Here is a 12,541-nt window from a genome sequence, read left to right as displayed (position 1 = left end):
GATACTCCTTTATCAACAGGATGAATCGGCTACAATTTTCCATTTACCGTCGATTCTTTTAAAGATAATTAGAAAGGTACCATAGGCATCGCCAACCTCACGTTTTAAGTGATATTCACCCATGACCCAATAGGCATCGCTACTGATTTTCGTATTATCGGCGATTTTAAAGTTTAATTTGCCGGTGTGCGCTTGAGTTGGATACCTGAGGTGTAATATTCAAGTTTAGTCTACCAGCCCTTGGAAAGCTTGGACCCACTAGAGAATTTTAGCGAATCATTTTTCCAATAACCGGACATGAAACCTTTAATATTACCATTCGACCAACTATTTTGCTGGTTATGTAAAATGTTTCGAATCTTGTCTATATCCTTAGAATCATCTTCCTTTTGACTACAGGTAATTAGTGTACAGCATAAAAAATTAGTAAGATGTATTTCATGGTCTATAATTTGGTGCTTAATTTAGAGAATAGAATTCAGTATCTTTAATTACAGAGCCATTTAATTAGTGAATTATGACTATTAGAGATTTAGCAGAACGTCATTCGTTAATTTCAAACCTTTTTGATTTACCGAGCACCCAAGAAGAATGGGAACCCTATAAATTGAATAAAGACCAAGTTTCTCATTTTAACGAATACGGTTTTTTATCAGATATTAAATTGTTGGATGATAAACAGATCCAGCAACTTCAAAAGGAATTGGATGAAATAATGGACCCTTTGCACCCAGCTCATCCTTTATTTTACGAATTTCATAGTAATGAGTCCAAGGACGAAAATTCACTACTTTTTCATTCGCTAGGGCATTGGAGAATAACAGTAGGATTTCATGATGTTCTTTGGAACCCTGCTTTCATCATGGCCGCTCATCAATTACTTGGGAACAAGTCCGTTCGTTTTTGGCATGACCAATTATTTTATAAACCGGCGGAACACGGTGGGGTAGTGGCTTGGCATCAAGATTATTCCTACTGGACCCGTACGGTTGCAATGCAGCACCTTACTTGTTGGACGGGTCTGGACGATGCTACTACCGAAAATGGCTGCTTGTATTATGTACCAAAGAGCCATAAGTGGGGATTGTTGGATGCTCCGGAACTAGCCGGTGATATGAACGGGCTTCTGGATTATCTTTCGGAAGAACAGAAAAAAGAATTCAACCCAGTTCCTATACCCTTAAAAAAGGGATATGCTACATTTCATCATCCCTTAATGGTGCATGGTTCGTATGAAAATAAATCAAAAAGGCCAAGGAGGGCTTTCGTTCTCAATGTTTTCGCCGATGGAACCGTGAGCAATACCAATGAGGAACTTTTAAAAGGTGTGCCGCCAATTTCAAAAGGCCAAAAAATGGAAGGTAAGTTTTTCCCGCTCCTTTATCCTTAAGCGTGTGTCTTTTCTTTATCCGACATTTTCTTCTGCCGAATATTCATTTTATTTAGAATAGATTCCGGGTAGTCTTTTGGGTCACCCTCAGCCTCTAAAATCATTAATTCTTGATCAGGTTCGGGTTCTTTGAGCTCATCTGGGGAACATCCTAAAATTACGGCAGCCGTGTTTACACCGGAATGACCTGCTCCTGCAACCCCGTGGGATAAAATACTGGCACCACACAAGTAAAGGTTTTCAATCTCACTTTTAGACTTATAGGCAAAAGGACCAATATGTTTTAAACTTTTCTCGGTTCCATATACATTACCCTTTGTTGTGTTTATATAATATTCATTGGTAATCGGGGTACCTAGCTCTTTGTGTATGATATGTTCACTCACCTTAGGTATTACCTTTTCCAATCCTCGAATCATTTTGTCTATCAAGGCTTCTTTAAAACGCAAGTAGGACTCAGAGCGCTCATTGGCTTCATTTTTAAAAGATTCAAATGGTTCATAATCAATGAACGTAATTACTTCCAAACAGTGGTGCTTTCCATCAAAGCTTGTAGGGTCTTTTAGTGTGGTGCAACTGACGAACATACCTTCAAAAGCTTCGATAGTATTGAGGTCTTTTTGCATTATTTCATCATAATATGTATCGGCATCCTTATCTGGCATCACCCAAATATTGCCAGAATCCAAACCAGCTGCTTTCACATCCATGTCTACAGTGAGAAAAAGCATCAAAGAAGTGCAGGAATAAATAGTTTTATCCAGTTTCTTCTTAAGTTTAGGGCTTAAGTGTTCCCTTCCAACCAATTGATTATAGGTAATCCCAACATCTGCATTGGAAATAAGGTGCTTTGCAAAAATCCGGCTTCCATCTTCCAGTTCCACGCCTACTGCCTTTTTTGATGTATCACCTTCAATCAATATTTTTTTTACCGAAGTGGATGTTTTCAGCACCCCGCCGTGTTCTTTAAAACGGTTGGTCATAGCTTTTACCATGGCACCTCCGCCACCCATAGGATAATACCCCCCTTTGAAATAATGGAACATTAAAGCTGCATGGAGAATGAAGGCCGCTTTACGGGGTTGTACCCCATGATCACCACATTGAATATTCAAAATATTCTTTAAAAGTGGGTCCTTGATATGCCAATTGATGACTCTTTTTAAACTAAAAAGACCATACCTTCCAAAATGCCTGGTTCTGTAGGGTAGGGACAACTTTTTCCAAAAACCTTTAATGTAGGGTAGGGAATATAGCTCTTCGCTAGCAAGCTGTATTAGCTTTAAGTATTTCTTTATACCCTTTTCTTCCTCAGGGAATTTTGAAATAAGTCGCGCTTCCAGTTCTGCCGGATTATCTGGATAGTCAAACCGATGATTTCCAATATGGACATGTTCATAAGCGTCGGGATTCATTCTAAAAAACGCTAAATCGTTTGCTATTCCCAACCCTTTGTAGAGATTACTGGTAGCTTCCCCTTCTCCCAAAAGACCTATATAATGAACACCGGGAGTAAACCTGTGGCCGTTTAAATAAAAACTATGGCACCATCCTCCGGGAACATCATGCTGTTCCAAAAGCAGCACTTTATGGCCTGCCCTGGATAAACAAATGGCAGCGGATAAACCTCCAGCACCAGACCCGATGATTATAGAGTCCCATGATTGGTTTGAAATATCTTTAAAATTTTTGTTTTGGACCAATGGTTACTTTTTCAAGGCTTTTTGTATTGCTTTTTCCACTAAGGGCTCCATAACCTTATAACCTTCAACCGTTGGGTGTACTTCATCCTCAGCGTATTTTTTGGGAAGACCATTACGTTCATCCACCATTTCTGAAAAATAGTCTAGGTAGATATGGTTGTTGTCTTGAGCATATTCCCGTATCATTTTGTTCAAAGCTATAATTTTACCTGCGGGTTCCATGCCTGGTTTCCAAGGGTAATCGTAGGCCGGTAATGTTGATGATAAAATGACTTTAATTCCGTTGGCATGTGCCATTTCGGCCATTCCCTTTATATTGTCCATTATCATTTCTAAGCTTGAAGGCCCAGTATTTCCGGCAATATCATTTGTACCCGCCAAAATTACGACAGCTTTTGGGTTTAAATCGATTACATCTTGTCTAAAGCGAATTAACATTTGTGGAGTCGTCTGCCCGCTGATACCTCTGTTAATATAAGGTTTCCCTTCAAAAAACTCTGGTCTTGAATTCAACCATCCAATAGTTATGGAATTCCCCATAAAGACAACTCTATTTTCATCCGGTGCAGGTGTTTCGATTTGCTCATTCGCTTCTTGGAACATTTTCAAATTGGCCCAGTCTTGAGCTACCATAGTATTGTTGGTTAAGAATGTGGCAAGAATTCCCATAAGTAATAATCTGAAATTTTTCATTTTTTATTCATTAATGATGTTCAAGTTTTCTTTTCTCTTCCAGTGTTAATGGAAGGCTTTCAATAATTTTTTCACGGTTCGGTCTCTGTACGGCCAGATACAGTATTAAACATATGCCAATAACCAAAGGCAAGGCATTACCACTGCTATTATAGGCAACAATTGCCAAAAAAGCGGGTCCTTCTATTAATGCATACTTTATGATAGACGCGGTTTGGTAGGTATTTAATTTTTCATCCAGCTTCGCATCCTTCCGAATCTTTGATAGTATATTTTTAAAAACAAACTGACTTCCGAAATAACCTAGTAAAGCAAAAACCGGAACTATGTACAAGAAGAGATTTTGATTGTCCATTTCAGCATTAAATTCCATTGTTTGCCAATAGGAAACAACTAGAAAAATGGACACACCTGCTACCAAGGCTAGATGAATTAATGATATCGTTTTTAAAAAAGTTTTAATATCCAAAGTGGTAATAAAGCCCTAATATACTATTTAAAGCTTAGTTATTTTGTGAAAAAACACGAAGCCTGAAAAAGCTTTCGATATATTTGTGGGGTATGAGAACACTTCTATTATTATCATTACTGATTTTTCTTGCTTTGAAGGGTCAATCCCAGGTAAGCGAAGACAAAGTATTGCACTTTGTCGGTGGAAACCTATTTGGTATGGTAGGAGCGGGCCTGGCGAATCAAATTTCCGATGGTAACCGCGCATGGACCTTTGCAGGATCTGTGGGGGGTAGTCTGCTCATAGGTTTGGCCAAGGAAGGTATTGATCAAAACCAGTATGGGGGTTGGGATAATGAGGACTTGTTAGCAACCGTTCTTGGGGGTGTAACTGTTGGGGTTACCATTGATATTTTCAAGCAAAAGAAAAAAAGAAAGCGAGAGCAGCTTTTTAGAGATGCTATCGGTTTTAAAATAGACGGTTATACACATCCAACTGATACCATTTCTGCAGATACCTCGCTTTCCATTTTGGCTATTTCGCCCAATGTTCTTAATAGAAATCGCTAATATTTGGCACTTTTGCCGTTGGTCAAGGTATTGTTGATGAAGTCTCTTATATCATTATTGGCCTTTTGTAAGTCTTCTTTTCTCAAATACATCATGTGACCGGAACGATATCCTTTAAAACTAAAACGGTCTTTCATTCTGCCACTTGGGTCCACTTGCCACATTAAATACTTTGCATTGAAATAAGTAGTTGCACCATCGTAATAACCTGATTGTACCATAACGTTCAAATATGGATTTTGTGCCATGGCCTGTCTTAGGTTTTCTCGTGTATTCTCATCGGAGTTGTCCCATGGGTGTACCGGGCCGAACATATTATATTTTATATCGGTCTTAAATTTTAACTCTTCCTGTAGATAGTAATTTATGGCAGGCGTAAAGCTATGCAACCACGAAGTAAGTTCGGAATTATAGTCTGGACGCATACCCATAAGTTGTTTATCCAGTCCCATATAACGGGAATCCAACCGTCCAACGGTATAGCCTCCTTTTTCCTTCAAAAGATGCTTCCAAAAGAACGATGTAGGAACCGATAGGTTTTGGTCCATGATGTCCTTGGTGTTCAAGCCGGAATAATAGGCCATTTTTTCCGCCACCGCCGTTTTTTCGTTATCCGGAATAAATCCTCCTTTTGCCAAGGCAGGAATTAATGTGTTTATGGTATATGCCTCGGATTCGGGCAAAATATCCAAAAGATCTTTGCTCTGTAATTGGGAAGGTAAGGCCTTGTGATGCCAAGCTGCTGCCGTATAGTAGGGTAGGTTGATGGCTTCTGCCACAGGGCCCTCGTTACGAATGATTTTGTAATCTGCGGGCGATACCAAAATCACACCATTTAAATACATCCATTGTTGGTTCTGTAGTTCCAAAGAAAGGCCCATTACCCTTGGTCCACCGTAACTTTCCCCAATAAGATATTTTGGTGAACGCCATCTATTGTTTCTTGTGACAAACGTATTTAACCATTCCGCCAAGTATTCAATATCGGCATTGATGCCAAAGAATTTTTTACGGTCCACTTTTTCACCGGATTCAGGAATTGTTCTGGAATAGCCTGTATTCGCAGGATTTACATACACCACATCGGTAACGTCTAAAACGGAATATGGGTTTTCACTGACCCCGTAAGGTTGAACCGGATAACCTTCGTCGTCAATTTTTAGGATTCGTGGGCCTGTATAGGCTAAATGCATCCAAACTGAACCTGACCCAGGACCTCCATTAAAGGATATCAATAAGGGTCTGGAAGCCCTGTCCTTCACATTATTCCGCGTATAATAGGTATAATGTAGAGAGGCTATGGGTTCACCGTGTTCATCCCAAACAGGCTGGGTTCCCGTTTTTGCCGTATAGTCTATGGAGTTCCCATTGATGGTAACGTTGTGTTGCGTAGTAATAACGGTATCGACCGGTAGTTTTCTGTTTTGGGAATAAATCTGAAAATGAAGGGATAATAATAGCGTAGTTAATAATAAATAGTTTTTCATATGTTGTTTGAATTAGTCGTTTAAAAATAACCATTTATTGAGAAATACCATTTTATGCAGCTATGGATTTTATTCAATTTTATTCTTGTTATATTTAATGGAGTATCAAAATGAATAATTCATAAAATATTAATTAAAAATGAAAATATTTTCTAGAAGGGATTTCAGTTTGACTATGGGGAAAGGAATCACTGCCACTGCTTTATTGGGAGGGACGAGTCTGGCCTGTGCAAATAGTACCAATCAGGATAAAAAGAAACTGGGAATTGCACTTGTTGGATTAGGTAGTTATAGTACTTATCAATTGGCCCCGTCTTTACAGGATACCGAACACTGTTATCTGGCCGGTGTTGTAACAGGAACCCCAGAAAAAGAAAAAGTTTGGCAGGAGAAATACGATATATCCTCAAAGAATATTTACAATTATGAAAATTTTGATACCATAGCCAAAAATGATGCCATTGATATTGTATATGTGGTATTACCCAATAGCATGCATGCCGATTTTAGTATTAGGGCGGCCCGGGCAGGAAAACATGTGATTTGTGAAAAACCAATGGCCATAAGTGTAGAAGAGTGTGACGCCATAATAGAGGCATGTAAAAAAGCCGGGGTTAAATTATCAGTAGGATACAGAATGCAATCGGACCCTTACACCAAAGAAGTGAAAAAATACGTGGCAGAAAAGACATTTGGAGATGTAAAGTTCGTTTCCTCTGATGCGGGGTATATTTCACAAGGTAATCCAGACCAGTGGCGTTTGAACAAAAAATTATCTGGAGGAGGTGCTTTAATGAATATGGGCGTATACTCCATACAAACGAGTATATATGGTTGTGGATCTAACCCATCTTCGGTTTCTGCCCAAGAATTTAGTACTAGACCTGAATATTTTAAAGAAACGGATGAAACTATAACTGCCCAGTTCGAATTTCCAACTGGAGCGGTGGCACATATGATGACCTCACACAATGCGAATGGAAATAGATTAAAATCCCATTGTAGCAAGGGTTGGTTCGAATTGGACCCTGCCCATAGTTATGGACCCATAAGCGGAAAAACGTCCAACGGAAATGTGATAAGTTTTCCCCATAAAAGGCAACAAGCCCTTCAAATGGACGATTTTGCCAAGCATATACTCATGGGCACTACCAATGTAGCTCCTGGCGAAATGGGTAAACGGGATATGATTATCGTAGAAGCAATATATAAATCCATAGCCGAAGGTGGCAAAAAACAGGAATTGGATTTGGGTACTATGGGAATTGTAGCGTAATCATTTGATATTAAGTTTTTTAAATAGTAGTTAACCTAAAGTTGAAGATTTACTCACTTCAAATTCATTATAAATTTACACTGTAACAGTTTAGTAAAGTTTAGTTAATCGATTACTAATTTTCTATGAACCTTATTAAAAGGTTCGAGTTTTAGTTTTGGGCATTATGTAACCTAAAACTAGAATGAAAATGAAAAAATCAAAAAATGTATTAATTAAAACCTTCTTTCTTTCCTTAATGGGATTAGCAATTATGGGCTGTGATCCTGAAGATGGCATGGACGGTTTAGACGGTAGAGATGGAATTGATGGTGTAGACGGTCAAGATGGCGCCGATGGTAGGGACGGAGAGGATTTTATGTCAGAGAGCACCATTTTCGAGAATAAATCAAAATTAGATCCCTTAGTGGCGATGCAGCCACAGTTCAACTTTGTAAAGGCCTACTCTTTAATCAGTACAAGGGACACCCTATCGAATGGATTTCAATTGGTAGGGGCTCAAGATGGCGCTGGTTTTCTAAATGACCCAAATAGTGATGGCTATATTTATTTGAGCAATGCCGAAGATGATTACGGTGTGGCTAGGATTAAATTTGACGCCAATATGAACCCTATTGAGGGTGACTGGCTATTAAACTCGGGAGTTGCAGATTTTGCAAGGCAATGTTCCGGGACCATGTGGGAAGCCGCCATTCACGGAGGGTCTTCAGACCTTTTTCTTTCCGCTTCGGAAAGCTTTCATTACGATGTTAAGGGAATTGACCCCTATATAGCCGTACCAACGCCAACAGCCGATTTTGGACTGGATGCTTTGGGTGAATTTTCATGGGAAAATGCTGTTCCCTTGCCTAAAGATGCCTATACCGGTAAAACCGTGATTATAGGTGGGGATGACGATTCTAGTGGTTCGGAAGGGCAAGTTACCTTGTATTATTCTGAAGCAGGTGATGCCGATCTTACCGGAGGTAAAATTTATGTTTTAAGGTTTAAACAAATTTCAGATGGTGCTGGGGGCGCCATGGACGTTTTACCAGGTACCATATACAATGAATCCAACCTAGATTTTCAGCAAACGTATGACGTTGAATTTGTAGAGATTGTCGATGGAGCAGCAATGACCAAAAACGAAATGGAAGACGCTTGTGTGGCAGTAGAAGCTTCTGCCTTTATGCGTGTTGAGGATGTGGACTACCAAAAGGGCTCAGATTCCAATGGACGAAACGTATTTTTTGCAGTAACCGGTAGAGGTCCTGGAGCTGGAACTTACAACGATTGGGGAACCGTTTATAAATTGGAATTGGATGAAGCATCTCCTTTGACAGGAAAATTGACCCAAATTGTAAGTGGAAATACGGATTCGAATAATGCAGATGGCAATAATCCATTATTACAAAGCCCGGACAACATTACAGTTACCGAAAACTTTGTTTATTATCAGGAAGACCCCAACTCATTTGATAGAGGTCATGCAGCCTACATCTACCAATCTGACCTTAATGGAAATAATTCAAGGGTAGTTTTGGAGTTAATCGTGCGCCAAGATTTAGATCCTTCTGGAAGTACAGGTTTTAGTGGGGAGTTCGGTGCATTGGAGGATATTTCCGATAAGGTCGGCGTACCTGGAACATTTTTGTTAAACCTGCAGCCCCACTACTGGGAGAGTGATGATTTCAAAGGTTTGGACGGGCATGATATGGAAACAAATGCAGCTGCTATTGCTGCCGGTGCCCGTGAAGATGATCAAGGTGGACAGATTGTCATTTTGCAGGGACTGCCCAGATAAATCCTTTTTATAATTCAGAACGAGTCTCCATTTATTTCAAGTGGAGACTCGTTATTAAATACGTAACAGCAATGAAGAATAAATTCATTCTTTTTTATAGTAGTGTATTACTTATATCCTGTGCCCCTGAGACCAAAGTTACTAAGGCTGTATCATGGGATTTGGCCCGTGCCTCTTACCTTAGGTCTATTCAAAATGCTAACCAATATATAGATAGCCTTTTAATCGTGGAGCCAAATGACCCGAAGGCAAAACTCCTTTTTATCCAATTAAGAAGACAGTTCAAAAAGGCAGAGCCTTATGCATCCTACCTTAATCCGGAGGTGGGCCACCGAGCGAACGGTCCGGCGCTACCATTATACAAGGAAGATACAGGTAAAATCATGCGACCTTTTGGGTTACAAAAAATTGAAGAAAGTATATATGATGGGAATACCTCAAAGGAACAATTTCAGGTAGAGCTTAAACTCACAAAGGGCCTGTTGGGGAATTTGGAGCACAATATTGCGGACAAACCCCTTAATCCACAAAGGTTTTTTATTGCCGTACAACAGCAATTGCTACGCATCATTAGCCATAGTATTTCAGGGTTTGATACCCCTGTAAGTCATTTAGGTATTTCAGAGAGTGCTATTTCCCTGAATCATCTTAAAGAGTTGTATGGGTTTACTTTGGCTGATGCAATAAAAAGAAAAAACAGCACGTTGCATTCAACTTTTTTGGAGCTTATTGATAGGGCTGTGGTCTATTTGAATACTAATACAGATTTTGAGTCTTTTGACCGTTATTCCTTTATTCGAGATTATTTCAATCCCATAACCAGAAGTTGGAAAAATATAAGGGACCAAAGTGGTTTATGGACGAATGTGGATAACAAACCCTTTAATTTTGATGCATCTACTTTTTTTGAGGATGCCTCTTTTAATACCCTCTTTTTTACTCCACCGGTTGATCGTCCTATTACCGATGCCAAGATAGCTTTAGGAGAGAAGTTGTTCTTTGAGCCAAGATTATCCCAATCTCGAAACATGGCCTGTGTAAGCTGTCACAATCCAGAAAAAGCATATGCCGATGGTTTGGTGTTCAATACGGACAATGCTGGAAAATCCTTAGATCGCAATACGCCTACGTTGCTTAATACTATTTACCAGCAAAATTTTTTCTGGGATGGTAGGTCCCCAACGCTTGCTGATCAAATTAGTAATGTTTTTACCAATGACCGTGAATTTAATACGGCGGTGCACCAGTTTTCAGATGATATATTGCAGGATAGCCTATATACCACACTTCTCAGAAAAGTCTATCCTAACACTGCTTTAAAGAACATACATATAGTCAAAGCCATCTCGGCCTATGTTGGTACGTTGAACACCTTCAATAGTAAGTTTGATAAGAATATGAGGGGAGAGGAAAGTACATTTACAAAGGAGGAGCAGCTGGGTATGAACCTTTTTATGGGCAAGGCGCTATGTGCTACTTGTCATTTTATGCCCCTCACTAATGGTACAGTTCCTCCATTTTACACAGAAACGGAAAAAGAGGTGATAGGTGTTCCCGAAACAAAACAAAACAAAAAATTGGATGGAGATCTTGGCTTTTATTGGATGTATGGCGAAGAATTACATAGGGGTATGTTCAAGACCCCAAGTGTGAGAAATGCGGAACTTACAGCCCCATATATGCACAATGGGGTGTATGCCACTTTAGAAGAGGTTATGGATTTTTATAACCAAGGTGGGGGGGCAGGAATGGGTTTTGTTTTGGAACGACAAACCCTGCCTTTTGATGCACTGAATCTTTCTGACAGCGAGCAAAAGGCCTTGGTGGCATTTGTTAAGACACTAACGGATGCTGAGGTGAAGGCCCTCTAAAACTTTTCAAAAACCCCCAGTCCAAATAGTGCAAAATCATACTTAACTGGATCCATAGGGTCCAGTTTTCTTAAGCTATTATCCAGCTCGGCCAAGGCTTTGGCATCGTTTTGTTTGCGCTTTAATAATTTTAGTTTTCTAGCGACATTTCCTGAATGTACATCCAGGGGACAGGATAGTTTTGAAGGTGAAATACCTGGCCATAACCCAAAATCAACTTGATTATTGGCATCCCTGACCATCCATCGCAAAAACATATTGATTCGTTTGGCTGCAGAACCTTTTAGTGGGTCGGAAACATGTTTCGTTGTTCTTTGTTCAAAAGGAAGCTCAAAGAATATTTTTTTGAATTTCGAGATTGTGGGTTGTAATGAGCTCTTTGCCTGATTCTTTGTAAATATACCTTCCAAGCCTTCATGTTTTCGATATATATTCTTTAAACTTTTTATAAAATATGAAAAATCGTTACCGTTAAAAGTTCTATGCACAAAGGGTGCTAATGTTTCTAAATCGGATTCTTGATGGTTTATAACAAAATCATGGGGACTATTTCCCATCAACTCCATCATTCTTTTTGCATTGTTAATTATGCTTTTTCTATTTCCCCATGCAATGGTTGCCGTTAAAAAGGCACTGATTTCTATATCCTCTTTTCTGGTAAATACGTGTGGAATTTGAATGGGGTCAGCCTCTAAAAACTTTGGATTGTTATAGGTTGCAACCTTTACATCCAAAAACTCTTTTAATTCTTTCTTGTTCATTCGATTGGAATATCTAACAGTTTGAACAAAAAGATGGGACCTGTCAAAACTAAGTTATACATCGCATGTAATGCCATAGCGTACAATAGTCCAAATTTTATCCTTGTAAAACCGAGTAATAGGCCTACCGATAATTGCGGAGAGACTAGGATTGGAGACAACAAGATAGTCTGGGTGTTCATCTCATAATTTGTAATATGCATAAATCCGAATGCAATGGTTAGGATATAAAATATAAACGGAAATACCTTGGATTCCTTAAACCATATCATAGGTCCTCTAAAAAGCAATTCTTCTAATAAAGGTGCGCCGATTACGGCAAATAGAAATAGGTACACCACTGGATAATTATCCAAAAAAACGTCCATGGCATGCTTACCCAGTTCAAAACCAAAAATTGTTTCCAAACTAGCTATGATTATACTCAAAACTATGCTTAGGGAGAAAGCAAGAACCACTAATTTTAAAATGTATTTTATTTTGTCCGTATTTCCAATTGGAACATGTTCTTCGTAAGTGGGATTCTTAGCAAACTCAATAATCTCTTTTAGCATGGG

General features: G+C 39.2%; 11 protein-coding genes. 5 read left to right on the top strand and 6 right to left on the bottom strand.

The window, feature by feature from the left end; all coding sequences use genetic code 11:
- Nucleotides 1-517: 517 nt before the first annotated feature.
- Complete coding sequence (locus PP182_RS08065; RefSeq protein WP_272650841.1) at nucleotides 518-1,390, top strand: phytanoyl-CoA dioxygenase family protein; 873 nt, start codon at nucleotides 518-520, stop codon at nucleotides 1,388-1,390.
- Here PP182_RS08065 and PP182_RS08060 read toward each other — a convergent pair.
- From PP182_RS08060 to PP182_RS08050, 3 genes are read right to left on the bottom strand one after another with little or no spacing between them, the layout of a single operon-like run.
- Nucleotides 1,387-3,093: a phytoene desaturase family protein gene (locus tag PP182_RS08060; protein ID WP_272650840.1), complete on the bottom strand. Its 1,707-nt coding sequence runs from the start codon at nucleotides 3,091-3,093 to the stop codon at nucleotides 1,387-1,389. The genes PP182_RS08065 and PP182_RS08060 overlap by 4 nt on opposite strands.
- A gap of 3 nt (nucleotides 3,094-3,096) precedes the next feature.
- A complete protein-coding gene (locus tag PP182_RS08055) occupies nucleotides 3,097-3,786 on the bottom strand; it encodes an SGNH/GDSL hydrolase family protein (RefSeq protein WP_272650839.1) in 690 nt (229 codons plus the stop codon).
- A gap of 10 nt (nucleotides 3,787-3,796) precedes the next feature.
- Nucleotides 3,797-4,159 carry a hypothetical protein gene (locus tag PP182_RS08050; RefSeq protein ID WP_272650838.1) on the bottom strand — a complete coding sequence of 121 codons (363 nt, stop codon included), beginning with the start codon at nucleotides 4,157-4,159 and terminating at the stop codon, nucleotides 3,797-3,799.
- A 188-nt stretch (nucleotides 4,160-4,347) separates the two neighbouring features.
- Here PP182_RS08050 and PP182_RS08045 point away from each other — a divergent pair, with 188 nt between their 5' ends.
- Complete coding sequence (locus tag PP182_RS08045) at nucleotides 4,348-4,806, top strand: hypothetical protein (protein ID WP_272650837.1); 459 nt, start codon at nucleotides 4,348-4,350, stop codon at nucleotides 4,804-4,806.
- Here PP182_RS08045 and PP182_RS08040 read toward each other — a convergent pair.
- Nucleotides 4,803-6,293 (bottom strand): S10 family peptidase, encoded by a 1,491-nt coding sequence (locus PP182_RS08040; RefSeq protein ID WP_272650836.1) that lies wholly within the window; start codon nucleotides 6,291-6,293, stop codon nucleotides 4,803-4,805. The genes PP182_RS08045 and PP182_RS08040 overlap by 4 nt on opposite strands.
- A gap of 139 nt (nucleotides 6,294-6,432) precedes the next feature.
- On the opposite strand from PP182_RS08040, the gene PP182_RS08035 reads away from it, so the two are divergent.
- The 3 genes from PP182_RS08035 to PP182_RS08025 all read left to right on the top strand — a co-directional run bounded on the left by PP182_RS08035 (nucleotide 6,433) and on the right by PP182_RS08025 (nucleotide 11,223).
- Entirely contained in the window at nucleotides 6,433-7,569 is a 1,137-nt protein-coding gene (locus PP182_RS08035; protein WP_272650835.1) for a Gfo/Idh/MocA family protein, read from the top strand.
- A 190-nt stretch (nucleotides 7,570-7,759) separates the two neighbouring features.
- Nucleotides 7,760-9,352, top strand: coding sequence for a hypothetical protein (locus PP182_RS08030; RefSeq protein WP_272650834.1), 1,593 nt, complete (start codon nucleotides 7,760-7,762; stop codon nucleotides 9,350-9,352).
- Nucleotides 9,353-9,423: 71 nt separating this feature from the next.
- On the top strand, nucleotides 9,424-11,223 hold the full coding sequence (locus PP182_RS08025; protein WP_272650833.1) for a cytochrome-c peroxidase: 1,800 nt from the start codon (nucleotides 9,424-9,426) through the stop codon (nucleotides 11,221-11,223).
- Here PP182_RS08025 and PP182_RS08020 read toward each other — a convergent pair.
- Both PP182_RS08020 and PP182_RS08015 read right to left on the bottom strand, forming a co-directional pair.
- Complete coding sequence (locus PP182_RS08020) at nucleotides 11,220-11,984, bottom strand: TIGR02757 family protein (protein ID WP_272650832.1); 765 nt, start codon at nucleotides 11,982-11,984, stop codon at nucleotides 11,220-11,222. The genes PP182_RS08025 and PP182_RS08020 overlap by 4 nt on opposite strands.
- Nucleotides 11,981-12,538 carry a CPBP family intramembrane glutamic endopeptidase gene (locus PP182_RS08015; protein WP_272650831.1) on the bottom strand — a complete coding sequence of 186 codons (558 nt, stop codon included), beginning with the start codon at nucleotides 12,536-12,538 and terminating at the stop codon, nucleotides 11,981-11,983. The genes PP182_RS08020 and PP182_RS08015 overlap by 4 nt, the downstream gene beginning before the upstream one ends.
- Nucleotides 12,539-12,541: the final 3 nt, after the last annotated feature.

Source organism: Maribacter sp. PR1 (assembly GCF_028464145.1).
Classification (GTDB): Bacteria; Bacteroidota; Bacteroidia; order Flavobacteriales; family Flavobacteriaceae; genus Maribacter.
Note: the sequence above shows the minus strand (reverse complement) of the source record. Positions and strands in the feature narration are given on the sequence as shown.

Coding starts and splice junctions, on each gene's coding strand:
- PP182_RS08065 (WP_272650841.1), top strand. CDS start 518: ATGACTATTAGAGATTTAGCAGAACGTCATTCGTTAATTTCAAACCTT.
- PP182_RS08055 (WP_272650839.1), bottom strand. CDS start 3,786: ATGAAAAATTTCAGATTATTACTTATGGGAATTCTTGCCACATTCTTA.
- PP182_RS08050 (WP_272650838.1), bottom strand. CDS start 4,159: ATGGAATTTAATGCTGAAATGGACAATCAAAATCTCTTCTTGTACATA.
- PP182_RS08045 (WP_272650837.1), top strand. CDS start 4,348: ATGAGAACACTTCTATTATTATCATTACTGATTTTTCTTGCTTTGAAG.
- PP182_RS08040 (WP_272650836.1), bottom strand. CDS start 6,293: ATGAAAAACTATTTATTATTAACTACGCTATTATTATCCCTTCATTTT.
- PP182_RS08035 (WP_272650835.1), top strand. CDS start 6,433: ATGAAAATATTTTCTAGAAGGGATTTCAGTTTGACTATGGGGAAAGGA.
- PP182_RS08030 (WP_272650834.1), top strand. CDS start 7,760: ATGAAAAAATCAAAAAATGTATTAATTAAAACCTTCTTTCTTTCCTTA.
- PP182_RS08025 (WP_272650833.1), top strand. CDS start 9,424: ATGAAGAATAAATTCATTCTTTTTTATAGTAGTGTATTACTTATATCC.
- PP182_RS08020 (WP_272650832.1), bottom strand. CDS start 11,984: ATGAACAAGAAAGAATTAAAAGAGTTTTTGGATGTAAAGGTTGCAACC.
- PP182_RS08015 (WP_272650831.1), bottom strand. CDS start 12,538: ATGCTAAAAGAGATTATTGAGTTTGCTAAGAATCCCACTTACGAAGAA.